The 25,527-nt window shown below is 65.9% G+C and carries 17 protein-coding genes; 10 read left to right on the top strand and 7 right to left on the bottom strand.

Going from position 1 to position 25,527, the window contains the following annotated elements:
* Positions 1-136: 136 nt before the first annotated feature.
* The 3 genes from OH705_RS04425 to OH705_RS04415 all read right to left on the bottom strand — a co-directional run bounded on the left by OH705_RS04425 (position 137) and on the right by OH705_RS04415 (position 8,402).
* Positions 137-4,666, bottom strand: a complete 4,530-nt coding sequence (locus OH705_RS04425) for an NEL-type E3 ubiquitin ligase domain-containing protein (protein WP_267301147.1) — start codon at positions 4,664-4,666, stop codon at positions 137-139.
* A 76-nt stretch (positions 4,667-4,742) separates the two neighbouring features.
* Positions 4,743-7,103 (bottom strand): DNA polymerase II, encoded by a 2,361-nt coding sequence (locus OH705_RS04420; RefSeq protein ID WP_267301146.1) that lies wholly within the window; start codon positions 7,101-7,103, stop codon positions 4,743-4,745.
* 93 nt (positions 7,104-7,196) lie between these two features.
* On the bottom strand, positions 7,197-8,402 hold the full coding sequence (locus OH705_RS04415; protein ID WP_267301145.1) for an MFS transporter: 1,206 nt from the start codon (positions 8,400-8,402) through the stop codon (positions 7,197-7,199).
* Positions 8,403-8,516: 114 nt separating this feature from the next.
* Between OH705_RS04415 and OH705_RS04410 the strand changes: the two genes are divergently transcribed.
* Positions 8,517-9,428, top strand: a complete 912-nt coding sequence (locus OH705_RS04410) for a LysR substrate-binding domain-containing protein (protein ID WP_267301144.1) — start codon at positions 8,517-8,519, stop codon at positions 9,426-9,428.
* Here the strand turns inward: OH705_RS04410 and OH705_RS04405 are convergent.
* Positions 9,409-10,329, bottom strand: coding sequence for a LysR substrate-binding domain-containing protein (locus OH705_RS04405; RefSeq protein WP_267301143.1), 921 nt, complete (start codon positions 10,327-10,329; stop codon positions 9,409-9,411). The genes OH705_RS04410 and OH705_RS04405 overlap by 20 nt on opposite strands.
* Before the next feature lie 170 nt (positions 10,330-10,499).
* Here OH705_RS04405 and OH705_RS04400 point away from each other — a divergent pair, with 170 nt between their 5' ends.
* The 6 genes from OH705_RS04400 to OH705_RS04375 all read left to right on the top strand — a co-directional run bounded on the left by OH705_RS04400 (position 10,500) and on the right by OH705_RS04375 (position 15,127).
* On the top strand, positions 10,500-11,276 hold the full coding sequence (locus OH705_RS04400; RefSeq protein WP_094011357.1) for a YqcI/YcgG family protein: 777 nt from the start codon (positions 10,500-10,502) through the stop codon (positions 11,274-11,276).
* 2 nt (positions 11,277-11,278) lie between these two features.
* Positions 11,279-11,911: a LysE family translocator gene (locus tag OH705_RS04395; RefSeq protein ID WP_031315284.1), complete on the top strand. Its 633-nt coding sequence runs from the start codon at positions 11,279-11,281 to the stop codon at positions 11,909-11,911.
* 26 nt (positions 11,912-11,937) lie between these two features.
* Complete coding sequence (locus OH705_RS04390; RefSeq protein WP_244891320.1) at positions 11,938-13,038, top strand: hypothetical protein; 1,101 nt, start codon at positions 11,938-11,940, stop codon at positions 13,036-13,038.
* 167 nt (positions 13,039-13,205) lie between these two features.
* Entirely contained in the window at positions 13,206-13,871 is a 666-nt protein-coding gene (locus tag OH705_RS04385; protein WP_038707575.1) for a hypothetical protein, read from the top strand.
* Between the two features lie 128 nt (positions 13,872-13,999).
* On the top strand, positions 14,000-14,623 hold the full coding sequence (locus tag OH705_RS04380) for a ferric reductase-like transmembrane domain-containing protein (RefSeq protein ID WP_104445149.1): 624 nt from the start codon (positions 14,000-14,002) through the stop codon (positions 14,621-14,623).
* Between the two features lie 15 nt (positions 14,624-14,638).
* The gene (locus OH705_RS04375) at positions 14,639-15,127 is read left to right on the top strand and encodes a DoxX family protein (RefSeq protein ID WP_094011355.1); all 489 of its coding nucleotides are present in this window, start codon (positions 14,639-14,641) and stop codon (positions 15,125-15,127) included.
* Positions 15,128-15,197: 70 nt separating this feature from the next.
* On the opposite strand, the gene OH705_RS04370 is transcribed toward OH705_RS04375, so the two are convergent.
* From OH705_RS04370 to OH705_RS04360, 3 genes are read right to left on the bottom strand one after another with little or no spacing between them, the layout of a single operon-like run.
* Positions 15,198-18,344, bottom strand: a complete 3,147-nt coding sequence (locus OH705_RS04370) for an efflux RND transporter permease subunit (protein ID WP_094011354.1) — start codon at positions 18,342-18,344, stop codon at positions 15,198-15,200.
* Between the two features lie 15 nt (positions 18,345-18,359).
* Positions 18,360-19,586: an efflux RND transporter periplasmic adaptor subunit gene (locus OH705_RS04365; RefSeq protein ID WP_267301140.1), complete on the bottom strand. Its 1,227-nt coding sequence runs from the start codon at positions 19,584-19,586 to the stop codon at positions 18,360-18,362.
* A 59-nt stretch (positions 19,587-19,645) separates the two neighbouring features.
* Positions 19,646-20,848 carry a TolC family protein gene (locus OH705_RS04360; protein WP_267301138.1) on the bottom strand — a complete coding sequence of 401 codons (1,203 nt, stop codon included), beginning with the start codon at positions 20,846-20,848 and terminating at the stop codon, positions 19,646-19,648.
* Between the two features lie 213 nt (positions 20,849-21,061).
* Between OH705_RS04360 and OH705_RS04355 the strand changes: the two genes are divergently transcribed.
* From OH705_RS04355 to OH705_RS04345, 3 genes are all read left to right on the top strand, one after another.
* On the top strand, positions 21,062-22,282 hold the full coding sequence (locus OH705_RS04355; RefSeq protein ID WP_263157888.1) for a putative DNA modification/repair radical SAM protein: 1,221 nt from the start codon (positions 21,062-21,064) through the stop codon (positions 22,280-22,282).
* Positions 22,279-23,121 (top strand): TIGR03915 family putative DNA repair protein, encoded by an 843-nt coding sequence (locus OH705_RS04350; protein WP_038706409.1) that lies wholly within the window; start codon positions 22,279-22,281, stop codon positions 23,119-23,121. The genes OH705_RS04355 and OH705_RS04350 overlap by 4 nt, the downstream gene beginning before the upstream one ends.
* A 149-nt stretch (positions 23,122-23,270) precedes the next feature.
* Positions 23,271-25,439 carry a TonB-dependent siderophore receptor gene (locus OH705_RS04345; protein WP_267301134.1) on the top strand — a complete coding sequence of 723 codons (2,169 nt, stop codon included), beginning with the start codon at positions 23,271-23,273 and terminating at the stop codon, positions 25,437-25,439.
* The last annotated feature ends 88 nt before the right edge of the window (positions 25,440-25,527 follow it).

Genomic DNA, 25,527 nt, shown 5'->3' with positions numbered 1-25,527 from the left:
CAACTATCCATCCATGTGCTTGGGTCAAAGGTAACCAGTGGTTTCCGCAATCATCGCGGCTCCTGCTGACGCAGTTTCCGGAACCACCGCTCCCGATCTAGAGCATAGTCCAAAGCCATCATGGTCCGAAGCGAACTCAGCGAACGGCCACTTCCTGCTCGGCAACCACCTCCAATGCATGACGGGTCATTTCAAGCATCCTCGTGCGTTCGGCTAGCATCCGCTCCTCCTGTACTTGGCCGATCTGCCCCAGCCGGACAGCTTCCGACAGACTCCGATCCGCCATCAAAGCCTCCATGCGTGCGTGATAGGGCGCATCGAACGCATCGAAGCGGGTTTGATAGGCCTGGCGCAAATGCTGGCACCAAAAATCCCTCTCGGCCAATGAGCGTGCCAGCGTCTCGCTGCCCTCCGCCGCCAGCACACGTTCACGCGCCTGCGCGACCTGCCGCGTACCGACACCCGCGAGGTTGCGAAACAGCATGTCATTGATCCGCAGCGGCAGGTCCAGCTCGCGGCGTAGCGCCAGTCGATACGCCAGGACCACCTCTATTTCGTCCGGATTGCCGCCCGTCGCTCGCTGTGCCTGAACATCTTCCAGGGCGATGCGATCAACCGCCTCCAGCCGCCACAACTGACGCCCAAGATAGAGCAAGGCCCGTTCACGATTCCCGCCAACGTTGCCCTGCTGCGCCCGCCACACCAGTAAACGCACCTCCAGGTCGCTAAAACGCAGAGTAATGCTGTCCTGGCACGTGACATCGCGGGCGCAGGCGAACAGTTCATTGCATAGCCCGGCATCCGCATCCATCGCCTGGAGCATATCCAGTACCCGATAGGCTAGATCACGAGCCCCCGCAGGGCTGCGAAAGTCGGCCGTTTCCGTTAACCCCGTGAGCAGGTGGAAAAACGCTTCGCCGCGCTCGTTGCCGTCCACCTGCGCCCAGGTCGACCCCAGCTCATCACGGTGCCGATCCCCGATCACATCGAGCCAGCGCATGCGCGGCAGGATGTCAGGTTCGATCACTTGCGCAGGTGCCACCTGCTGAGCCACGGCTAACCGCAACCGCTGATGCTGCTCGGACGTCATGGGGTTGCCCTGCAGCCACACCCGCCCCCGGGTCCAAGGCAGGGCTTGGTAGAAGCCTTCGGGCAACGCGGTGATCAGGTTGTTGCGTATATCGAGCGCCACCAGGCGCGGGCATTCAAGCGCGCCATGCGGCAGTGCGCCGATCCTGCAACTGTTCAAGCGCAATTCACTCAGACGCGCCATCGCGCCAACCGAGAAGGTTCGCCCCAGCGGGTTGTAGGAAAGATTGAGATAGGTGAGCGCCTCACAACCGGCAAGCACCGTAATTTGGCCAGGATCAAGCGCGATCTGGTTGTTGTAGAGGTCCAGGCATTCCAACCGTCGCATGTACCGCAGTTGCGCTGGCAAACGGGTCAGTCTGTTGCCAGGCAACTCCAGCACTCGCAGGTTGCCAAACGCCTCGAGAAAACTGTCGGGCACTGCTTCGAGCGCCATACTCCGGAGTGACAGGACCGACACCCGATTGAACCGGATCAGCCGCGGCAGCTCTGGCAGCGTTCCCGGCCTCGTCCCCATCTGGCTCCACCAAAGCTCGATGGGAGGGGAACGATCGACGGACTCCTCGAAGGTACTGCATTGCCAGCAGCGTATAAGCGCATCACTGAAATAGCGACGCTGCTCCTGGGCCTCGCCACGCGAAGCGCTTGTAACCCAACGCTCCATGTGTTCGGCCAACAGTTCGGATTGCCCACGCAGCGTCGTCAGGATCTCCTCGACGCGCCGCCCCGAGGCCTGGACCGCGCTGATCCACGTATCGAGCTCTGCCTGGTCCAGGGCTGGAAACAGGCTGTGCGCCCTGTCGACCAGCGCCTGCGGCCTGCCTCTGCGCCACACCCTGTCGGGCAGGCGGCCGTTCAACAGATAGCCGAAGCGACCGTCCTGCAGCCGCGATGGCGGGCGCATGGCGCCCGGCTGCCTGGGTGACAGCAGGCGTTCCACGGCCGGTCGGTCGGCAACCGCGCGCCGCCTCACCGCCACGCGCAGGCTGGCGGCAGAAGGTGCGTCCAGGCCCAGCTCCATGAGTTGGTCCTCGTCGTAGGCAGCGGCCATGACCTCGAATAATTCACCAATCGCCCCCACGGCGTTGCCATGTGAATCGAGGCGCACATACCGGCCATCAAGGTGCAACAGGCTGGTTGTCATCGCGGGCTCGCCTCCCGCGACCAGCACCGGCCCCCCGACACGCTCGTCCAGCAATCGCCAGCGTATGGGCCTGGAAGCACCCGCCTGCGCTTCGAGCAGCCCGATCACCACCCGCGCAAGATCCGCTGACTGCGGCATGTCGTAATGCAAGGCCTCCAAGACCCGCACCGTACGGATCCGTGCGACGCTCGCCCTCGCACCCTCGGCAAGGCGCATGGCTATCCTGCCAGTCTCGGCCAGGCGTCGGTAGTCGTCGGCATCGGCGCCTTGCAGCAACGCCTGCGCCGCTCGTCTGTGCAAGCCTGTAAAGGCCCGTCGCAACGTGGCGATTGCGACCGTATCGGCTTCCTGCCCACTGTCGTACAGCGCCTGCAGCAATGGTCGGCGGTACAATCCAATCTGCTCGGCAAGCCGGGGCCCCTCAAGCCCAAGCATTTGCGGCCAACGCTGGGCATGCCGCAGCAATTCATGATCCTCGCTACCCACACCAGAGCGCAGATCCGTGATCGCCCGGCTTATGCGTGCCTCCAGTTGCAGGCGTTCGACGCTGTCACAAAGCCAGGGGTCAGGCGCCTGGCTTTCCATGTGCAACGCCCGCAGATTGCTCGCGCCAATCCCGTGAATACTCAGTGCTGCGTCAACCCTGGCAGCATCAAGCTCGTTGAACGGTCTGCCCAATCGACTGAACATCAGGCGTGCACCCTGCCAGCATGACGGCTGCGCACTGGCTAACCGCCACGCGCCCGCACCGTTGCCGTGCACCACAGGACCGAAGCCTGCCTGGGGGCACAATTGCCACGCGCCATCTTCGCTGCGCTGCTGCACCGCATAGTGCTGCCCCTCCATCTCGATGAACGCTTGCCCGGCTTGCCGCTGGACGCCATCGCCCGCCTGCGGCGCAGCCAACAGAGGCGCCTCACTGCGATAGGCCGCCAGGTCCTGGTTCCATAGCTTCGTCTTGCCATTTTCCATTTGCGCCGGCACCAGGCTGTCGACCAGCACTGAACGCCCCCATGCATGACGCACGGCCGAAACCCCGACCGCTGTCACCGCCACCACTGCCAGATCGCGCGCCACATGCGTCAGATGGTCGAGGGCGGCCGAGGTATCGCCGTCATGCCAACTCTCCACGCCATGGAAAACCTCGGTAAGTAGATCCCAGGCAAAGACTGCGAGCAGCCCAGCGCCAACCGCAGGAATGAAGAACCCCGCCAGGCCCGCCAGCAACCACCCCTGCGCCGCAAGGTACCGGTCATGGGCCTGCTGCACGGCTCGATCCAGTTGTGCCACGGGAGGCGCGATCATTGCGGCGTCATCCTTGATCTGCGCGATACGCGCCGCCGCCAGTTGGTCGAACAGCGGGAGTGCAATGGGGTGCATGTGCACCTGAAGGTCGCGGGTGGCCCAGATCGCGACATCCCGGTACAACTCGATGACGGTCGAAAAGAAGCGCTGGCTGTCGCGGCGCCTCAGAAAGCGGCTGAAGAATGTCAGGTAGGCGCCATCGCGCAAGTGGCGACCCAGCCGCTTGCGGCTAAAATGCTCCAGGTCGGGGTGGGCGCTCCAGGGGCCGTGTGGATCACCTGGGATGTAGCAGAAGATGCGTTGGCTGGTATTGCGCAACCAGCCCTGATCAATGACGTCGAACACGATGACCTGCTCCAGCGCGCATCCCAGCACGCGCAGTCGCTTGACAACCACCGGCGCGTCGCCCGGTACCTGCGGATCGCCATCGCTGCACACGCGCAGAAGCAGATCAAGCTCGGCGGCGCTCAGGATTCCGTCGACATTTGCCTTGCACGCGTCGACCACCAGCGTGGAGTGCAGCAACCCCGCCAGCACGGCGCGCATGCTTTGTTCGCCGGGCGGGTCAAAGACCGCATCCAGATGGCGCTGATAGCGCGCGCCAGCATCCAGCTCGCGGCATAACCGGGCAAACTCGGACGCACTGGGCTGATCAAGACGCCCCCCATCCCCCTTTAGCAGGCCATTACCGCGCGGCTGGCCGGTATCCACCGACTCGCTGGCGACGAAATTGCGCATTGCGGCTTCCACCAATGGAGTCTGGGCATAGTCAGTACCCGAAACCGGAACTCGGGTAGTGAAATACTGGCCACGCAACGGCACCGGGTACCCGTGGCGGAACCACAGGGTGGCGACATCCACCTTTGTCGCGAATCGTTTGTCGAAGGCGTCCTGCAAGGCGGCACCGACAAACGCTTCGATGCCCTGCACACGCCTCCAGCGCGCCCGTAGGCGTTGCCGGCAGTCAAGGCTGGTTTTGAGGGCGGCGCACAACGCCGCCAGAGAGGCATCGGCAAGCTCGTGCAACCAGTCAGGCAGCCGCTTGGCGATGAGGTCATCCTGGAACGCTTGCTCGAAGCGGAGCGTGTCGTCGCTTGGCGCAACCGCTGAGTCGCTGTCGGTAGGCATGGGTGGACTCCTTGTGCTGGGGGGCCCAGCCTAGGGATAGCTGCCTTGCCCCGGCACTAGCCCGCTACCACCGCACTCAGAACAGCGCCAGCTGACGATCGATCAGCGCAGCGAAGTCATCACCGACAAAGGGCAGGATGGCATCCGCCACGGGTTGCAACTGGCGGGTCAGGTAGTGGTCGTAGTCCAAAGGTGCCTGGCAGTTTTCCAAGGGCTCCGGGCCGGCCGTGGTGATGACATAGCTGATCCAGCCGCCTCGTTGGTACTGCAACGGTCGCCCGAGACGGGCGTTGTACTCGTCCGCGAGCCGCGCCGCGCGCACGTGCGGCGGCACATTGCGCTGGTAGTCGGCCAACGGCCGGCGCAGGCGCTTGCGGTAGATCAACAATTCATCCTGTTCGCCGGCCAGGGTGCGCTCGATATAGCCGCGCACATAGTCGCGATAGGGCTGGCCGCGAAACACCCGGCCATAGAGCTCCTGCTGGAACTGTCGGGCCAGGGGCGACCAGTCGGTACGTACAGATTCCAGGCCCTTGTAGACCATCTCCTCGCTGCCGTCGACACGCCGCACCAGGCCGGCATAGCGTTTCTTGCTGCCTTCGTCGGCGCCACGGATAGTCGGCATGAGAAAACGCCGGTAGTGGGTTTCGTATTGCAGCTCCAGGGCGCAGTCCAGACCCAGGGTCTCGGCCAGGTGGCGGCGCCACCACTGGTTGACCTCGGCCACCAGCTCGCGGCCGATGCGCGCCGCGCCGTCTTCGTCGTGGGCGCCTTTGAGCCAGACGAAGGTGGAGTCGGTATCGCCGTAGATCACATCAAAGCCCCGCGCTTCGATCAGTGCCCGGGTCTGGCGCATGATCTGGTGCCCGCGCATGGTGATCGACGACGCCAGGCGCGGGTCGAAGAAGCGGCAGCCGCTGGAGCCAAGCACGCCATAGAAGGCGTTCATGATGATCTTCAGCGCCTGCGACAGCGGCGCGTTGCCGTCACGCTTGGCCGCCTCGCGGCCCTGCCACACCCGTTCGACAATCGCCGGCAGGCAATGCTGGCTGCGCGAGAAACGCCCGCCGCGAAAACCCTCCACCGAATGTGTGTCGTCCGGCTGGCGCAGGCCCTCGACCAGACCCACCGGGTCGATCAGGAAGGTGCGGATGATCGAGGGATACAGGCTCTTGTAGTCGAGCACCAGCACCGAATCGTACAGGCCGGGCCGCGAATCCATGACGAAGCCGCCTGGGCTGGCCTCGCCCTCGACACTCCCCAGGTTGGGCGCGACATAACCCAGGCGGTGCATGTGCGGGATGTACAGGTGGCAGAACGCGGCCACCGAACCGCCGCTGCGGTCCACGGCAAGGCCGGTGACCGATGAACGTTCGAGCAGGAACTCGAGCAGCCGGGTATGGGCGAAGATCCGCGTGACCAGTTCGCAATCCTTGAGGTTGTAGCGGGCCAGGGCCGGCTTGTCCTCGGCGAAGCGGCGGTTGATCTCGTCCATGCGCTGGTAGGGTGTGTCGATGGCCTTGCCCTCGCCCAATAACTGTTGCGCGACGCTTTCGAGGCTGAACGAGGGAAAGCTCCAGGTCGCCGAGCGCAAGGCCTCGATACCGTCGATCAACAACCGTCCAGGCGCCTCGGCGAAGAAATGGCTGCGGCTGCCATGCTCGCGCAGGTGCAGCGGCGCACCGTCGCGGCCCATGCACAGCGGCACCTTTAGGCGCTGTGCGTGCTCGTGCAGCAGACGCAGGTCGAACTGCACCAGGTTCCAGCCGATGATCGCATCGGGGTCGTGGCGGGCAAGCCACTGGTTGAGGCAGGTGATCAGTTCGGCGCGATCGCTGCAGTAATGCAGGTCGAAATCCACCTCGCCGGCCTCGCCGTTGGCCGGCCCGAGCATATAGACCTGACGCTGGCCGCAGCCTTCCAGGGCGATGCTGTACAGCTCGCCACGCTCGCTGGTCTCGATATCCAGCGACACCAGGCGCAAGGTTGGGCGATAGTCGGGGTCGGGCTTGAGCTGGGCATCGAACATGGTGCCCTGGTCGTCGGCGCGGCCATCGAAACGCACCGGCGCGGTGATGAATCGCTCCATCAGGTAGCGCTCCGGCGGGCGGATATCGGCCTCGAACACCTCGATGCCCGCGCCGCGCAAGCGTTTTTCCAGGGCGATCAACTGGCGGTGCTGGCGGCAGTACAAGCCCATCACCGGGCGCAGGTCGAAGTCGCGCAGTTGCAGCGGCTTGAGTTCGACGCCCTGTTCATCGGCCAGCAGCAAGCGGGCGTGTTCAGCCTGGGCGGCGGGCAGGAAAGCCACCGAGGGCTGCGGGGCCAGGCGCACGCGCCGGGGCCCCTGGTCGGTGGCCAGCCAGAACTCCACGCAGGTGCCTTCGGGCGTGTCATGCCAGTGGCGGGTCAGGACGAAGCCTTGTTGCAATTGCACTGCGGGGGGACCTCGGATCGCTGCTTTGTTTGCACCTGCTGATTGTAACTGTCCTGTCGTCAGAAATACTGCTTCGCCGATATGAACATCGGGCTAGCGGGCGCCGGCGGCGAACCCGGCTCGGCGTCCGCCCAGCACCAGCAACCATGCCAACCCCACCAGCGCCAGCACCACCGCGCCAAACGCCCCGACCCCGGCGCCCACCAGCAACAGCCCGCCAATGATGCCACCCAGGGCGATGGCGCTGTTCCACACGGTCACCAGCATCGACTGCGCCACATCGCCGCCCTCGCCCGCCGCATCGGCGCAGGCCGTTTGCAGCAGCGTCGGCGCGCCGCCGTAGGTCAGCCCCCACAGCGCCACGCTGACATGCACCAACCAGGGTGCGCCTTGCACCTGCCTCAGCGCCAGGGTCGCCAGGGCGAAGCCGGCCAGGCACAGCAACACCAGCCCGCGCAGATGCCGATCGACTCCCAGGCCGACCAGGGCGATGCCGGCCAGCGAGGCCAGGCCGAAGGTCATCAGTACCTGGCCCACCGCCTCGGCCATGCCCGCCGCGGCAATCAGCGGCACGATGTAGGTGTAGAGAATGTTATGACCAAGTATCCACGCCAGGATCACCAGCAGCACCCGTGCCACACCCGGGGTACGCAACACCGCCAGGGCCGCGGGGCGCTTGCCCGCAGCCTGGCCGGGAAAATCCGGTACTGCCCGCAGCACCCAGGCGGCCAGCAGCAATGCGGCCAGGGTCACCATCACGAAGGTCGCCCGCCATCCCATCAATGCCCCCAGCCAGGTTCCGATGGGCAAGCCCAGCGACAAGGCGATGGGCTGCCCCAGCATCGCCACTGCCATGGCCTTGCCCTGCTGGGCCGGTGCCACCATGCGCCGCGCATGACCGGCGATCAGGCCCCAGGCCAGGCCGGCGGCGGCACCGGTGCAAAAACGCAGGAGCAAGGTGAGCGTGTTGTCCGAGGACACTGCGGTCAGCCCGTTGAACAGGATGAAGCCGCCAATGGCCAGCAGCAGTGCCCGACGGCGCCACCAGCCTTGGGTCAGGGTCACCAGTGGGATGGCCGTGAGCAACGAACCCAAGGCGTAGGCGGTGACCCATTGCCCGGCCATGGCCTGGCTGATCTGCATGCCGTTGGCGATCTGGTCGAGCAGGCCGGCCGGCAGCGTCTCGCTGAGGATGGCGATGAAGCCGGTCAGGGCCAGCGCCAGCAAGGCGCTCATGGGCAGGCGCGTGGCACTGGCGGGGGATGCGCCGGCGCAGGCCGCCGAGGAAGGTGAATGCATGATGGTCTCCGGTTTGTCGAACAGGCAGGCATCTTGCGCCGCTGGGGTATTACGGAAAAAGCCGGGTACAATTCCGCTCAGTCAGGACATCAATGTCCGCAATCGGAGCACAGCATGGACAGCCTCAGTGGCTTCATGGTCTTCATCCGGGTCGCCGAAGCCCGCAGCTTCGTCGCCGCTGGCCAATCGCTGGGGATCAGCGCGTCAGCCGTGGGCAAACGCGTGGCCCGGCTGGAAGAAAAACTGGGAGTGCGCCTATTCCACCGCAGCACGCGCAGCATCACCCTGACCGCCGAGGGTACGCTGTTCCTCGAGCGCAGCCGGCGCATCCTGGCCGAGATCGAAGCCACCGAGCAGGCACTGTCCCAGGCCAGCGGCACGCCGCGCGGGCGCCTGCGGGTTAGCCTGCCGCAGGTGACCGGGCTGGTGATGCCGGCGCTGGCCGAGTTCATGGCGCGCTACCCGGAGATCGAACTGGACCTGGACTTCAGCGACCGCATGGTGGATATCGTCGGCGAGGGTTTCGACGTGGTGATGCGCGGCGGCCAGCCGCTGGATTCAAGGCTGAACGCCAAGTTCCTCGGGCACTTCCAGCATCGCCTGGTGGCGTCCCCCGAGTACCTGCGCGAACGCGGCACGCCGCAGCACCCCCGCGAGCTCGGCGGGCACAGCTGCCTGCACTATCGTTTCCCCAACAGCGGCAAGCTGGAAACCTGGCCGCTGCGCCGGGAACACCCCGAGCAGGACTACGCCATTCCCATCTCGATGGTCTGCAACCATGTCGAGACGCGCATCTGCTTCGCCCTCAACCACCGTGGCATCACCTGCCTGCCGGACTTCAGCGTGCACCGGGAGCTGGCGGCCGGCAGCCTGGTCAGCGTGCTCGACCACTTCATGGAGCGGCGCGGCAGCTTCTACCTGCTGTGGCCCTCAGGGCGACAGATGCCGCCCAAGTTGCGGGTGTTCATCGACTTCATGCTCGAGCGAGTGCTCCCGGCCCACGACTTCAGCCGTACAAGTAGCTGATGTCCTTGTGCGACAGTGGCGGCACCTGGGCCACCAGGTAGTCGCGCAGCTTTTGCATCTGATGCGCCTTGGGGCTGGCCTTGAGCCAAGTCATGTAATAGCCATCGCCGGTGGCCACGGCGTGAGGGAATGGTGTGACCAGATTGCCGGCGGCAAGATCGGCGCTGGCCAGCACCAGATCGACCACCGAGATGCCCAGCCCCTGCTGGGCAGCCGAAATACCCTGGTCGAGGGTGTCGAACACCTGGCCCTGGTCGATGCTGATATCAAGTGCATCCATGCGCGCCAGCCAGCGCCGCCAGTCGCGGCGGTCCGGCGAGGGGTGGAGGAATTCGCAGCTGGAGAGCACCGAGAGCTCCGGCCGCGCCTGCTCAAGGTAACTCGGGTGGCACACCGGAACCAGCCATTCATCGAACAGCTTGAGGCTCTCCACATCCGCGGCAAAGCGCCCGTTACCCAACAGGATCGCGCAGTCATAAGGCTCGGAATAGAAGTCCACCGCGTCGATGTCCATCCACACGCTCGACAATTGCACCGAACAGCTGTTGTCAACCCTCTTGAAGCCGTCCAGGGCCCTGAGCAGCCAGCGCACGGTGAGCGTGGACGGTGCCTTGAGCCGGACGCCGTAGCGGTCCTGGCGTAACAGCGCACAGGCATTCTCGATGATCTTGAAGCCAACCTTGAGCTCCTGGGCCAACAGGCGGCCGTGCTCGGTCAGGCGCAACTTGGGCCCGCGACGCTCGAAAAGATCGCAGCCAAACAGCGCTTCGAGCGTCTTGATGTGATGGCTGACTGCGCCCTGGGTAAGGGCGAGTTCATGGGCTGCACGGGTGAAAGAGCCATAGCGCGAGGCCACTTCGAAGGCCCGCAGGGCGTGCAAGGCTTGAATCCGTTCCGACATGGCGCCTTCCGAGCATGAGTGAAGCTAATAGTAGGTCATAGATCCAGGCGTTTTACAACGCAGGGGGCATCTCCGAAAATGCCGGTAAATAACAATTATATATAACTAACCTGCACGGATATGACGAAAAAGTTCTATTAACGCCACATTCGGATCTACCTGGGGAAATCATGTTTACGGGTTATGGAATCTGCTATCGCCTGGATGCGCTAGAGCTCGCCGACGAACATGTCCAGAACCGACACCACTGGACACACAAGACCATAGAACACTTCAAGGAAACCTTGGCCAACCCTGACTTCCCCTGCCTGTTCGGGCGAAAGGCAGTCAATGCGCGCACCTGCCATATCGTCTTCGCCCGCGCCGCACGTCTGGCCGAGGATATCGCAGGGGGCCTGGCCGACTACATCGCCACCATCACGCCGATCCCGCTCAAGCAGCGTATCGGCAACCCGTTGCTGGTGTTTCTCGAAACGGCCGCCGACTCCTCGCTTGAGGCGCAGCAGACACTGGCCTGGGATGTGCTGCGCGAGGTCCACGCCCGCGACACGCTGCCATGGCCCGAGGAGATCCCGCAGGACCCGCACGACGCACGCTGGTCATTCTGCTTCGCCGGCATGCCGCTGTTCATCAACATGAGCTTCCCCGCCCATCGCCTGATGAAAAGCCGCAACCTGGGCCCGCACATTGCCTTTGTCATCAACCCGCGGGAGAGCTTCGACGAGGTGGCCAGCGCCGGCACCGAGAGCGGCCAGCGCATCCGGGCGCGGATTCGCGAGCGGGTGCGTCACTACAACGACGGCGTCATGCCCGAGACCCTTGGCTTCTTCGGCCAGGACGACAACTTCGAATGGAAGCAGTACCAACTGCAGGAGCCCGGTGCGCCGAGCCCGCCGCGCTGCCCGTTCCACACCCACGCAATGGCTGAATGCCTTACCGAGAACTGAACGTGAATACCGCACTGACCGCCACTTATGCCCTAACCGTCCTGCTGCTGATCGCCACGCCCGGCCCGGTGGTGGCGCTGATCGTCAACACCGCCGCCGCCTCGGGCTCGCGCAAGGCCCTATTCACGGCAGTCGGCACCAACTGGGCCTCACTGGTGCTGATCGGTGCGGCCGCCTGGATCATCCTGACCAGTGCTGCCATCGACAAGGCCTGGCTCAGTGGCATGAGCCTGCTGGGCTGCCTGTTCATCGGCTACATCGCCCTGGGCACCCTTCGCGAAGCGCTGCAGGCCCCGGCCCAGAGTGCCACCCAGGCCACAAGCGGAGCACAACCAGGCCGTGGCGGCCTGCTGCAGGGCTTCATGGTCGGCATCTCCAACCCCAAGGACATCATCTTCTTCATCGCCTTCTTCCCGCAGTTCATCCAGATCACCGAGTCGTTCGGCAAGAGCATGGTGGTGCTGTCGCTGCTGTGGATCGCCATCGATTTCGCCGTCCTCAGCCTGTACATCTTCGCCATCGGCAAGATCGCCTCGCCGCGCAGCAACCGCCTCATCAGCCTGGCCTCGGGCGTCGCCCTGCTGCTGATCGCCGCCGTCGGCCTGGCCTACAACCTCAAGGAGCTGGCTGCCTGAGCCCGCCCTCACAAGAAGGAACGCCCATGACACCGATCGACAGCGATACCCCCGGCAGCATGGGCACCCCCGACCCCCTGGCAGAGGATTACCAGCGCTTCCTGCAACTGGGCAGTCGCCGGGCCCCGCACACGCTGTACGTGCATGAGCGCGGCTACCGCTCCGGCACTATCAATACCGACGCGTTGGGCATGCGCTACAGCCACTGCGCCGGCAAGCGTTTCTCGGTGGCCGAGCGCGGCGGCACGGCGCGGGTCAACCTGCTCGTCGGCGGCTCCACCGCCATGGGCATCGGCGCCAGCTCCGACGAGCACACCGTGGCCTCGTACCTGTCGATGCTGACCGGGGAGATCTGGCTGAGCCTTGCCGGTTGCGGGCTCAATGCCACGCAGGAGCTGCTGATGTTCCTGACCCACCAGCACCGCTTTGGCCAGATCGGCCATGTGGTGGTGCTCAGTGGCCTCAACTCGCTGGCCCAGGAGGCACTGGCCGAGGTTCTGGCCGGTGCACAGGATCCGCATCGGGCACAGGCCTACCAGGACTTTCTCAATCGCTTCAACGAAGGGGTGCAAGCCACCGGCGAGGCACGCCGCGAATCGCTCTGGCAGCGCCTGGGCCAGGTCCTGGCGCCTGCGCGACAACCGCGCTGGCCGGACATCGAGCCGCTGTCCAGCCCCGACAAGCGTCTGATCCGCGCCGCCGATTGCGTCGGCCGGACCCTGCGTCAATGGGATCGCCTGCTGGCCGACGGCCACACCACCCTCACCTTCATCCTCCAGCCACTGCTACCCTGGTGCCGCGAGGTCGTGCCCAGCGCCGAACAGGCCATGCTCGGCAAGCTCGACCGACAGCCATCGAATTTCGATCGTCTGCTCGGCGACACTTTCGACAGCCAGCTGCACATGGCCTTCTTCCGCCGTATCAAGAACCAGGCCGAACCGGTGCCCTGCTATGACATGAACAGCATGCTCAGCAGCTCGCCGGTCTTCAGCGAACATCTGTTCGTCGACCGCCTGCACTTCAACGATCTTGGCAACAACGCACTGGCCAAGGTGATCACTGCCAAACTGGGGCTGGCCCAGGAAAGGCAGGCTCTACGCAAGGTCGCTCCGATCAAGCTGGTCTGATGGCCGTACGCCGGGCTTTCGGGGAAGGGGCGCGGATGGATAGAATACGCTGTCGTCGCTCCTGATTTGCCCGAGGCAACCGCGTAACTGCCATGACCATCCCAGCCGCCCCTTCGTTTTCGGCCCGCCATCAGGGTCGCAGCCATCGCACCAGCCTGGCCGTGGCGATGCCGTTGCTGCTGGCCGCCGTCGGCGCCCAGGCCCTGGAAGTGAACATCGACCCCCATGCCGACCTGCTCTACCGCCAGGCATTGCCCCTGCTGGAACAGGCCGACAACCAGGTCGATAGCGCCAGCCCGTTGCGCACCGCCATTGGCGACCCCGAGCTCAGTCGCCAGGGCCAGGCCATGGCGCACACGCTGCCCACGGCCGTGGCGCTGCTGAAAAAATCAGTCGCCCTCGGCCACCCGGTGGCGCAGTATCGCCTGGCGCTGTACTACACCACCTATTTGCCGGCCAACCAGATCGCCGAGGCCGCCTGCCCCTTGCTCGAGGCCAGCCTCAAGCAAGGTTTTGCTCCACCGGCGCTGGCCATCGCCCACTGGTGCACGGCCTACAATGCCAGCCCGGCCTACCGCGAGGCCCTGGAAGCAGTCCCGAGCATGGCCACCCTGTATGCCGCCTACTATCCGCAGCCGGCCACCCGCCTGGCCTGCAATCGCAGCCGGCCACAGGGCCTGCAGCTGCAGTGGGGCCGCCAGCGTGACTATCAGGCCGAGATCTACCGGCTGCTGGGTGAACTCGATCCACGCCAGCGTCAGACCTTCCTGCAGAAGGCGGTGGAGATCAATGGTTGCGCCGCAGCGCAGCAGCGTCTGACCAGTACCCGCTGAACGCCACTACACAGCGATACATAACACCGCCCTCCTCGACACACTGTCGATACCCCGCCAGCACAGACTTCCGGCCAGCACAGCGCGACGGCAACCCGCCGTCGCCGAGCACGCCGGAAACCCTGCCCATGAAAGCGTTACCACTGCCCTCTGGCTGGAAGCTGTTCCACGCCCTCGCGGCCCTGGCCCTGCTGATGACCGCTGTGGTGCTTGTCACCCATCCGCTGGGGGCCGATGGCCTGCGCAGCGCCATTCGCGCCACGGCACGCAGCTCTTTCGCACTGTTCCTGCTGACCTTCCTGGCCTCGACGCTGGTCACCCTGCTACCCAGCCAGGCCAGCCGCCAATTGCTCCGTGAACGGCGCTACCTGGGCCTGGCTTTCGCCTTCTCGCATACAGTCCATGGCGTGCTGATCTACCTGTATGCGCAACGCTACCCGGAGTTGTTCTGGGCCGGGCGCAGCGCCGTCGCGAACATCCCGGGCGCGGTGGGTTACCTGTTCATTCTGTTGCTGGCCCTGACCTCGTTCAAGGCACCGATGCGCCTGCTCGGCCCACGCCTGTGGAAAGCCCTGCACAGCACCGGCACCTGGGTGCTGGCGGCGGTGTTCTGCCTGTCGTTCTACAAGCGCATCCCCATGGGCGGTTGGTACCCGCTGGCGTTCGCCCTGATGTTCGCCGCCATCACCCTCAAGCTCATCGCCAAGCAGGCCCAACGCTTACGTCGGGCAGCACCTGCCCTGTCGCACTGACCCAAGGAGATCACCATGCTGACAAACACCCTGACTCGCCCGTTCATGGCCCTCGACCGGGCCGGCAGCTGGAGCGCCGACCTGCCGCTGCGCCTGTTCCTGGCCTGGGAGTTCTTCGAATCGGGCCTGGAGAAGTTCAATGGCGCCAACTGGTTCGCCGACCTGCAAGGCAGTTTTCCGTTCCCGTTCGACCTGCTGCCGGCGGGCCTGAACTGGCAACTGTCGATGTGGGCCGAGCTGCTCTGCCCTCTGCTCCTGTTGCTCGGACTCGGCACCCGCCTGGCCTCGGCGGTGTTGATAGTGGTGACGATGGTGGCGATCGCGGCGGTGCACTGGCCGAACCAATGGTCAAGCCTGGCGGAACTGGGGCGGGGGTATGCGATCACCGACCAGGGCTTTGGCAACTTCAAGCTGCCGCTGATCTACCTGGTGGCGTTGTTGCCACTGCTGTTGAAAGGCTCTGGAAGGTTGAGCCTGGACCACTGGCTGTGGCGTCGGCGTTGAAGCATCGCGGGGCAAGCCCGCTCCCACAGTGAATACTTGCGTGGGAGCGGGCTTGCCCCGCGATAGAGGTTCACGCAGTCTCGGCCTCATCACGCCGGTGCGCCCACTGGTACAACGCCGGCAGCACCAGCAAGGTCAGCGCCGTCGACGACAGGATCCCGCCAATCACCACCGTCGCCAGCGGCCGCTGCACCTCGGCACCGGTACCGGTGGCCAGGGCCATCGGGATGAACCCGAGCGATGCCACCAGCGCGGTCATCAGCACTGGCCGCAAGCGGGTCAAGGCGCCCTCCTCGACTGCGGCACGCAGGCCGCGCCCTTCCTCACGCAGGTTGCGGATGAAGGCGATCATCACCAGGCCGTTGAGCACCGCCACCCCGGAAAGCGCGATAAAGCCCACGCCCGCCGAGATCGACAGCGGAATGTCGCGCAGCCACAGCGCCAGCACGCCACCGGTGAGGGCGAAGGGAATCCCGGTGAACACCAGCAGACCGTCCTTGAGGTTGTTGAACATCATCAGCAACAAGGCCATGACCAGCAGCAACGACACCGGCACTACCACGCGCAGGCGCTCGGCCGCCGATTGCAGCTGCTCGAACTGGCCACCCCAACGGGTCCAGTAACCCGGTGGGATCTGCACCTTATCGATCAAGGTCTGCGACGCCTCCTCGACGAACGAGCCCAGGTCACGCCCGCGCACGTTGGCACTGACCACCACCACGCGTTTGCCGTCTTCGCGGCTGACCTGGTTGGGCCCCAGCTGCAGGTTCAGCGTGGCCACCTGGGACAACGGGATGAAGCCGATCTGCGCAGCGCCCGCGGCGGCACTGGCCGGCACCGGGATCAGCAGGCTCGACAGCCCGTCGACATCGGTGCGCAGCGCCTCGGACAGACGCACCACCATGTCGAAGCGACGGTCGCCTTCGTACAGGGTGCCGGCGGTACGGCCCCCCACCGCGATGGCGATGGCATCCTGCACATCGCCCACGTTCAAGCCGTGGCGGGCGGCCTTGTCGCGGTCGATATCGATGGTCAGCACCGGCAGGCCGGTGGTCTGCTCGACCTTCACCTCGGACGCCCCCGTCACTTGCTGCAAGCTGGCGGCGATCTGCGCGGCGGTGCGGTTGAGCACCTCCATGTCATCACCGAACACCTTCACCGCCACATCGCTGCGCACCCCGGAAATCAGCTCGTTGAAGCGCAACTGGATCGGCTGCGACAGTTCGTAGTTGCTGCCCGGAACGCTGGCCGCCGCCTGCTGCACCTCGGCGATCAGCGCGTCACGCGACTTGCCCTGGTCCGGCCACTGCTCGCGCGGCTTGAGCATCACATAGGCGTCGGAAATGTTCGGCGGCATCGGATCGGAGGCGATCTCGGCGGTGCCGGTGCGGGCGAACACTCGCTCGACTTCCGGCACCCGCTCGATGATGGTTTTCTCCAGGCGCTGCTGCATGTCCACCGACTGCGACAGGCTGGTGCCCGGCACGCGCAGGGCCTGCAGGGCGAAGTCGCCTTCGCTGAGGCTGGGGATGAACTCGCTGCCCATGCGGCTGGCCAGCACGCCGGACAGCAGCACCAGGGTGGCGGCGCCGGCAAAGGCCAGGTTGCGCCGGCCCAGCACCCACTCCAGCACCGGGGCATAACGACGGCGGGCGGTGCGCATGACCACGCCCTCTTCTTCCTTCACCTTGCCGGTGACGAACAGCGCGAGGGCCGCGGGGACGAAGGTCACCGAGAGGATCATCGCCCCCAGCAACGCCATCACCACGGTGAAGGCCATGGGGTGGAACATCTTGCCCTCGACCCCGGTCAGGGCAAAGATCGGCAGGTACACCACCATGATGATCAATTGCCCGTAGATCAGCGGCCGGCGCGCCTCGCGGGCGGCGGCAAACACTTCGTGGAAGCGCTCGGAACGGGTGAGCATGCGACCATGATGCTGCTGGGCATGGGCCAGGCGGCGAATGGCGTTCTCGACGATCACCACAGCGCCGTCGACGATGATGCCGAAGTCCAGCGCACCCAGGCTCATCAGGTTGGCGCTGACCTTGTTGCTGAACATGCCGGTAAAGGTGAACAGCATCGACAACGGGATGACCATGGCGGTGATCAGTGCGGCGCGGATGTTGCCCAGGAACAGGAACAGCACCGCGATGACCAGGATCGCCCCTTCGATGAGGTTCTTCTTCACCGTGACGATGGCCTTTTCCACCAGGTTGGTGCGGTCGTACACGGTGATCGCCACCACGCCCTTGGGCAGGCTGCGGTTGATCTCCTCGAGCTTGGCCGCCACCGCCTGGGACACCGTGCGGCTGTTCTCGCCGATCAGCATGAACACCGTGCCCAGCACCACTTCCCGGCCGTTCTCGGTGGCGGCGCCGGAACGCAGCTCCTGGCCCAGGCCGACCTGGGCCACGTGGCTGACGCGGATCGGCGTGCCGTCGACGCTGGAGATGACGATGCTGGCGATGTCCTCGGCCGAAGCCACCTGGCCCGGAGCGCGGATCAGCAATTGCTCGCCGTTGCGTTCGATATAGCCGGCGCCGACGTTGGCGTTGTTGCGCTCCAGGGCGGCGATCAGGTCGTTGAGGGTCAGTTTGTAGGCTGCCAGGCGCTTGGGCTCCGGGGCGATCAGGTACTGCTTGGCGTGGCCGCCGATGCTGTTGACCTCGGCCACGCCAGGCACATTGCGCAGCTGCGGCTTGATGATCCAGTCCTGGATCACCCGCAGGTCGGTGGCGGTATAGGGTGTGCCGTCGTCCTTCAGCGCGCCTTGCGTGGCCTCGACCGTCCACAGAAAGATCTCGCCAAGGCCGGTGGAGATCGGCCCCATGGCCGCCTCGATGCCTTCGGGCAACTGTTCGCGGGCCACCTGCAGGCGCTCGTTGACCAGTTGCCGGGCGAAGAAGATATCGGTGCCGTCATCGAAGATCACCGTTACCTGCGACAAGCCCGAGCGCGACAGCGAGCGGGTCTGCTTCAGGCCCGGCAACCCGGCCATGGCGGTCTCGATGGCGAAGGTGATGCGCTGCTCGGTCTCCAGGGGGGAATAGCCGGGCGCCGCGGTGTTGATCTGCACCTGCACGTTGGTGATGTCGGGCACGGCGTCGATGGGCAGCTTCTGGTAGCTGTGGATGCCCACGGCGGCCATCAGCACCACGGCGAGCATCACCACCAGGCGCTGCTCGATGGCGAATTGGATCAGGCGTTCGAACATGGAAGGCGTCCCCGGTCAGTGGCTGTGTTCGGCCGAGCCTTTGCCCAGCTCGGACTTGAGGACGAAGCTGCCGGCGGCGGCCACTTCGGTACCGGCGGCCAGGCCTTCAAGGATCTCCACCTGGCCGGCATCACGCCGGCCGGGCTTGACCGGGCGGGCCGCGAACCCCTCATCGGTGCGGGCGAACACCACGGTCTGCTCTTCCCAGGTCTGCAGGGCGCTTTCCGGCACCACCACCGCGGCGTCGAAGCGCTCGACGGTGACCGCGATATTGACGAACAACCCGGGGCGCCAGGCGCCATTGGGGTTGGCCAGGGTGGCGCGCACCGTGGCGGCGCGGTTCTGCTCGCCGAGCAGGCTGCCGACGTAGTTGACCTTGCCCTCCACCTGGGCGCCGAGGTCCGGCGCGCTGACGCTGACGCCACGGCCACTGACCACCTTGTCCAGGTCACGCGGGGCCACGGCGAAGGTGGCCCAGACCCGGCTCAGGTCCGATAGCGTGAAGGCATTGCTGGTCTCGTCCACCACCTCGCCCACGGTCAGGTGCTTTTCCACCACCACTGCGTCGAACGGTGCGCGCAGCTCGTAGCGGTTGCCCTTGCCGGCTGGCGCCACCGCGGCGACCTTCTGCCCGGCGTTGGCGGCAGCGATCTCGGCCTCTTGCAGCGCCTGGCGGGCCAGCAGGTAGTCCTGCTCGGCGCTGATGCGCTCCTGCCACAGCTGTTTTTCACGCGTGAAAGTCAGCCGGGCCAGCTCCAGGCGCCGTTGCGCGGCCTGCTGCTCGCTGCGCAGCTCGGAGATCTGCTGGCTGGCGATCACCGCCAGCACCTGGCCGCGTTTGACCGCCTGGCCCAGCTCGGCCTGCACCGACTCGACCACGCCAGGAACCCGTGGCACCACATGGGCGGTGCGGTCTTCGTCGAAACGGATTTCGCCGGGGAAGCTGATGGCGGTGCCCAAGGTGCGCGGACCGGCGGTGGCGAGCTGCACGCCAGCGGCGCGGATCTGCTCGGCAGTCAGGTGCAGCTGGCCCTCCTCCTCGTCATGCTCCTCGCCTGCGGGCTCGCCGTGGCCGTGTCCGTCGTCCTTCTCTTGGTCATGGCCGTGGCCGGCTTCGCCGTGGTCGCCGTGTTGGGCCTGGCCGCTGCCGGCCTTGCCGAGGGGGCCGGTCCAGGCCGCGCCACCGAGGCCGATAATGGCCAGGGCGGCGGCGAGGATGGCGAGCTTGCATGGGTTGGTCATTGTTGCTCCTGCTGAAAAAGTCGTTGCAGTTCAGGGCCTGCCCCGCGATGGGACGAGGCTCAAAGCTCGCCGTAGATCCGCTCCACCTGCGCCCGGGCATCGGTCGCCTGGGCCAGCGCGTCAAGGTAAAGCCCGCGCGCCTCGATCAGCGTGCGCTGGGCATCGAGCACATCGAGGAAGGCGAACTTGCCCATCTCGAAACCTCGGGTGGCGGTGTCCACCGCCTGCTGGGCGGCAGGCAGGATGGTGCGGTCATACGCCTGCACCTCGCCCATGGCCGTGCCCCACTGCTCCAGGGCACTGCGGGTTTCGCTGCGCAGGCGCAGTTCGACGGCGTTGCGCAGGTCACGGGCCTGGTCGGCGCGGCGCGCAGCGGCCAGTACATTGCCCTGGTTGCGGTCGAACAGCGGCAGCGGCATGGACAACCCCACCACATTGACCCGCTCACGCTCCTCACGGCTGTACTGGCTGCCCAGGCTCACGGTCAGGTTGGGGATGCGCTGGGCCTTCTCGGAGCTCAAGCTGGCATCGCCACGCTCGATCTGCGCCGCGGCCAGGCGCCATTCGGCGGTCTGCTCGACCGTGGCCAGCAGGCGTTCGGCCTTGGGCGCCGGGCCTGGCGAGAGCGAGCTGGCGTCGAGCCGGTCGAAGCGGGCCTCGGCGCTGCCGGTCAGCCGCGCCAGGGCTTGGTTGGCCACCGTGCGTTCGGTTCGCGCCCGGCGCACCGCCGCCTCGGCTTGGGCCAACTGCACCTGGGCGCGGGTGGCCTCCACCGGCGAGGACTGCCCGGCGCGCACCCGCCCCTCCACCAACCGCAGGCCGCGCTCGGTCAGCGCCTGCGATTGCTGCGCCAACTCCAGCGCGGTCTGCGCCCGCAAGGCGGCATGGAAAGCCTGGATCACATCGGCGCGCAGGCTGTTGCGCTGACGCTCGAGCTCCAGGCGAGCGACCGCTTGGCCGGCCTCGGCGACCTCGATCCGCGCACCGCGCTTGCCGCCCAGCTCCAGGGCCTGACTAAGAGTCACGGTGGTGGTACTGGTGTCACGGCGGGTGTCCTCTACCTCCCACGACAGCTCGGGGTTGGGAATCAGCCCGGCCTGACGGCGCTCGCCTTCGGCGATGCCGATCTCGCGGCCGATGGCGGCGAAGTCCGGGTTCTGGGCAAAGGCGGCGTCGAGCGCCTGGTCCAGGCTCAGGCCCTCGGCGCCGGCAGGGCCGGCCAGCAACAGGCAGAGCAAGGCGATCTTGCGGGGGATGGGCACGGCGGAAGTCCTCGTCGACAAGCGGCGGAATGCTTTGGCGAGGGACTTTAGGGAGCATTGGTTATCTGGGGGGTGGCATGAAGATTACAATTCTGTAATCGAGCGCTCGGGCGTTCCATGGGGGACTTGGCAGCGCCTGGCCGATCAGAAGCCCTTGCCATCAGACCAATCCCGAAATACTGTATGAATATTCAGTATTCAGCGGAACACCCCATGCAACTCATCGCCAAACTCGGCATCCTCGCCGACGCCGCCAAGTACGACGCGTCCTGCGCCAGCAGCGGCGCGCCCAAGCGCAGCTCGCGCGGCCGCGACGGCCTCGGCGCCACCGATGGCATGGGCATCTGCCACAGCTACACCCCCGATGGCCGCTGCGTGTCGCTGCTCAAGGTGCTGCTGACCAACTTCTGCCTGTACGACTGCCAGTACTGCGTCAACCGCCGCTCAAGCAACGTGCCCCGAGCACGCTTCAGCCCCGAGGAGGTGGTGCGCCTGACCCTGGACTTCTACCGGCGCAACTGCATCAGCGGCCTGTTCCTCAGCTCAGGCATCATCCGCTCCGCCGACTACACCATGGAGCAGCTGATCCGGGTGGCGCGCCTGCTGCGCGAAGAACACGCCTTTCGTGGCTATATCCACCTCAAGACCATTCCCGACGCCGACCCGCTGCTGATCGAGGAAGCCGGGCGCCTGGCCGACCGGCTGAGCGTGAACATCGAACTGCCCACCGACGCCAGCCTCCAGCGCCTGGCCCCGGAAAAGCGCGCCAGCACCATCCGCCAGGCCATGGGTGTGATCCACCACGGCCAGCAGGCCGTCGCCGGCGAGCCGCGGGCACCGCGCTTCACCCCCGCCGGGCAGAGCACCCAGGTGATCGTCGGCGCCGACGCCACCGACGACAGCACCTTGCTGCGCAACGCCGAGTCGCTGTACCAGGGCTATGGACTCAAACGGGTCTACTACTCCGCCTTCAGCCCGATCCCCGACAGCCCCTCCAGCGTGCCCCTGGCCGCACCACCGCTGCTGCGCGAACACCGCCTGTACCAGGCCGACTTCCTCCTGCGCGGCTACGGCTACAAGGCCGGCGAACTACTGGGCGGGGCCGGCAACCTGGCCCTGGACATCGACCCCAAGCTGGCCTGGGCGCTGGCCAACCGCGAGGTCTTCCCGCTTGACGTCAACCGCGCCGAGCCGGCGTTGCTGGCGCGCATCCCCGGTATCGGCCTGCGCAGCGTGCAGCGCCTGGTCGCCCTGCGCCGGGAACGGCGCATCCGCTACGACGACCTGATCCAGTTGCGCTGCGTGCTGGAGAAGGCCCGCCCGTTCATCGTCACCAGCGACTACCGCCCGGCCCAGGCCGAGCTGCGCAGCGGCCTGCTGCGGGCCCGCCTGCGTGAACCCCAGGCGCCTGTGCAGATGGGGCTGTGGGGATGATCGCGCTGGATTGCGGCGATGATTTCGCCATCTGGCGCGGCCAGGCCCGCCAACTGCTCGGCCACGGCATCGACCCGGCCACGGTGACCTGGGGCCAGACCTGGATGGATGACTTGCTGGCCGTGCCCACGCCCCTGCCCGCAGGCCCCGGCCCGTTCCACGCCCGCGTGCCGGCGGCGCTGCTGGCCCAGTTGGAACAGGCCGGGCGCTACCGCGGCGAGCAGCGCTGGAACCTGTTGTACGAGGTGCTGTGGCGCGTCGCCCATGGCGATCGCACCGCGATGCTGGCCGGCGACCGCCTGGGCAGCGAGCTGCAACGGCGCATTCGTCAGGTCGGCCGCGAGGCTCATCACCTGCATGCCTTCGTGCGCTTCGTGCCACTGCCCGAGGCGCTGGCCGAGCAGCTGCAATTGGATCTGGTGGCCTACCACGAGCCCGCCCATGACATCCTCGACAGCGCCAGCGCGCACTTCGCCGAACGCCTCGGCCGCCAGCGCTGGCTGATCGCCACGCCCCAAGACGGCATCCGCTACGACGGCGCGCAACTGGACTACCGCCGCCAGTGCCCGCAAGACTGGCGGCAATGGGCGCGCAACGCCGACGACCCCGGGGCCGAACTGTGGCTGGCCTACTACCGACACACCTTCAACCCCGCCCGGCTCAACCCCGGCGCGCTGCGCCAGCATCTGCCCGGACGCTTCTGGCGCCACCTGCCCGAGGGGCCGCTGATCCCCGAGCTGGTGGGCCAGGCACGGCACGGCAAGCAACGCGACGGCCAGGCGCTGGAAATAGGCAGGCAACAAGGTAAACGGATTGGCGCAGGTGGCACTGATCGATAGGTGTGGCTGTGGGCAAACCAATCCATTCGAATGGAAAATGTGAAAATTTCATCATTTTCAATTCATACACCCTGTTCTTGATCGGGCAATCCCGACATACTTATTGCTAATCGTTCTCATAAGCACTAGTAATAAGGATAAAGCTCGGCATGTCATCGCTCCCCTCGCCCCACCGTTTCGCGCCCACCCGCAACCTGCTGGCCATGGCCATCTGCATGGCGACCCTCACCCCCGCGCTGGCAGCCGAACAGGCCCCCGCCGTGATCGAGCTGGGCGCCACGGCCATCGACGACAGCAGCCTGGGCAGCACCACCGAGGGGTCGAAGTCGTACACCACTGGCGCCATGTCCACCGCCACCAAGCTGCCGCTGACCATGCGCGAAACGCCTCAGGCGGTGACGGTGATCACCCGCCAGCGCATGGACGACCAAGGCATGACCAGCATCAACGACGTCGCCAGGTACACCCCGGGCCTGTTCCTCAACCAGTCCAACGGCCCGGGCCGGCAGACCTACAAGGCCCGTGGCTTCGACGTCGACAACATCATGTACGACGGCATCCCCAGCGCCTACACCGGCTGGGTGGTCGGCGCCCAGCCGAACCTGGCAATGTTCGACCGGGTGGAAGTGGTGCGCGGCGCCACCGGCCTGGTCACTGGTTCCGGCACGCCCTCGGCGGCGATCAACCTGGTGCGCAAGCGCCCGCTGGCGGAGCAGAAAGTCACCCTCACCGGCGCCGCCGGCAGCTGGGACAACTACCGTGGCGAACTGGACGCCTCCAGCCCGCTCAACGACAGCGGCACCCTGCGCGGCCGCGTGGTGGCCTCGTACCAGGATGCCAACGGCTTCCGTGACGGCCAGCAGGAGGACCACGGGCTGTTCTACGCGATCACCGAGGCCGACCTGAGCGAAGACACCACCCTCACCCTCGGCCTCTCCCACCAGAAGGACAAGACCAACGTATTCTGGGGCGCGATCCCCACCGCCCTCGACGGCCACCACCTGGACCTGCCACGCTCCTACAACCCGGCCACCGACTGGGAGGTCAAGGACCAGGAGATCAATACCCTGTTCGCCGAGGTTCGCCAGCGCCTGGCCAATGACTGGAAGCTGCAGGTCAACGCCACCTACAGCGAGCAGAACGCGCTGTTCCGCGGCTCCTACCAGTCGCGCTGGGACCTGGCCAAGCCGCTGAGCCGCACGGTCTACCAGTCGGCCCACGACGAGAACCAGCTGGGCCTGGACACCTTCGCCAGCGGCCCGTTCGAGGCATTCGGGCGCACCCACGAGCTGGTGGTCGGCGCCAGCAAGCGCATCTACGACATGAGCGAGCGCATCTACAGCCCCTACGACATGGACTACCCCATCGACGGCGGCAAGCCCGACTTCCTGCACACCAGCAGCAGTCGCTACCTGATCAACCAGGAAGGCGTGTACACCACCACCCGCCTGAGCCTGGCCGACCCGCTCAAGCTGATCCTCGGCGGGCGCCTGGACTGGTACGACTACGACAAGCGCGGCAGCAACGATGGCGACTACAAGGTGACCCGCAACGTCACCCGCTATGCCGGCCTGATCTACGAGCTGGACGAACACCACTCGGTCTACGCCAGCTATACCGATATCTTCCAGCCACAGGACAGCCAGGACAGCAGCGGCACGCCGGTACGGCCGATCGAAGGCAAGAACTACGAGGTAGGGATCAAGGGTGAATACTTCGATGGCGCGCTCAATGCCAGCCTTGCCGTGTTCCGCATCGACCAGGAAAACCGCGCGGTCGAGGTGAACGACAAGAGCGTCTGCAGAGCGGGCCAGTTCACCTGCTACGAAGCCTCCGGCGAGGTGCGCAGCCAGGGTATCGACTTCGAGGTGCAGGGCGCGCTGACTGAGCAATGGCAGATCGGTGCCGGCTACACCTACGCCCGCGTGCACACCATCAAGGACGCCAAGAACCCCGCCAACGTCAACAAGCCGCTGTCCTCCGACACCCCCGAGCACCAGCTCAAGCTGTTCACCACCTACCGCTTCCAGGGCCCGCTGGAAAAACTGCGCGTTGGTGGCGGCGTCACCTGGCAGAGCCGCATGTACAACGATTTCAGCGTGGCCGATGGCGGCCGCTACCGCCTCGAGCAAGGCGCCTATGCGGTGACCGACCTGATGGCCGGCTACGCGGTCAACCAGCACCTGGACCTGCAGCTCAATGCCAACAACGTGTTCGACAGGAAGTACTACTCGTCGATTTCCAGCTCGGTGAACTACGGGGGCGACACCTTTGGCGATCCGCGCAACCTGATGCTGACCGCCAAGTACAGCTTCTGACCTGCTCAGGCGCAGGGATGCGCCTGAAATCCTGGTTGAACGCAGAGTTTGTAGGCGCTGCGTTATGCCGCCCCCACCAATCCAGGCC

Source organism: Pseudomonas sp. BJa3 (genome assembly GCF_026343815.1).
In the GTDB taxonomy this organism is placed as follows: domain Bacteria; phylum Pseudomonadota; class Gammaproteobacteria; order Pseudomonadales; family Pseudomonadaceae; genus Aquipseudomonas; species Aquipseudomonas soli.
Note: the sequence above shows the minus strand (reverse complement) of the source record. Positions and strands in the feature narration are given on the sequence as shown.

Excerpts from the sequence above, each read along its gene's own strand:
- OH705_RS04425 (WP_267301147.1), bottom strand. The coding sequence starts at position 4,666 with ATGCCTACCGACAGCGACTCAGCGGTTGCGCCAAGCGACGACACGCTC.
- OH705_RS04415 (WP_267301145.1), bottom strand. The coding sequence starts at position 8,402 with ATGCATTCACCTTCCTCGGCGGCCTGCGCCGGCGCATCCCCCGCCAGT.
- OH705_RS04410 (WP_267301144.1), top strand. The coding sequence starts at position 8,517 with ATGGACAGCCTCAGTGGCTTCATGGTCTTCATCCGGGTCGCCGAAGCC.
- OH705_RS04405 (WP_267301143.1), bottom strand. The coding sequence starts at position 10,329 with ATGTCGGAACGGATTCAAGCCTTGCACGCCCTGCGGGCCTTCGAAGTG.
- OH705_RS04400 (WP_094011357.1), top strand. The coding sequence starts at position 10,500 with ATGTTTACGGGTTATGGAATCTGCTATCGCCTGGATGCGCTAGAGCTC.
- OH705_RS04390 (WP_244891320.1), top strand. The coding sequence starts at position 11,938 with ATGACACCGATCGACAGCGATACCCCCGGCAGCATGGGCACCCCCGAC.
- OH705_RS04385 (WP_038707575.1), top strand. The coding sequence starts at position 13,206 with ATGCCGTTGCTGCTGGCCGCCGTCGGCGCCCAGGCCCTGGAAGTGAAC.
- OH705_RS04380 (WP_104445149.1), top strand. The coding sequence starts at position 14,000 with ATGAAAGCGTTACCACTGCCCTCTGGCTGGAAGCTGTTCCACGCCCTC.
- OH705_RS04375 (WP_094011355.1), top strand. The coding sequence starts at position 14,639 with ATGCTGACAAACACCCTGACTCGCCCGTTCATGGCCCTCGACCGGGCC.
- OH705_RS04370 (WP_094011354.1), bottom strand. The coding sequence starts at position 18,344 with ATGTTCGAACGCCTGATCCAATTCGCCATCGAGCAGCGCCTGGTGGTG.
- OH705_RS04365 (WP_267301140.1), bottom strand. The coding sequence starts at position 19,586 with ATGACCAACCCATGCAAGCTCGCCATCCTCGCCGCCGCCCTGGCCATT.
- OH705_RS04355 (WP_263157888.1), top strand. The coding sequence starts at position 21,062 with ATGCAACTCATCGCCAAACTCGGCATCCTCGCCGACGCCGCCAAGTAC.
- OH705_RS04350 (WP_038706409.1), top strand. The coding sequence starts at position 22,279 with ATGATCGCGCTGGATTGCGGCGATGATTTCGCCATCTGGCGCGGCCAG.
- OH705_RS04345 (WP_267301134.1), top strand. The coding sequence starts at position 23,271 with ATGTCATCGCTCCCCTCGCCCCACCGTTTCGCGCCCACCCGCAACCTG.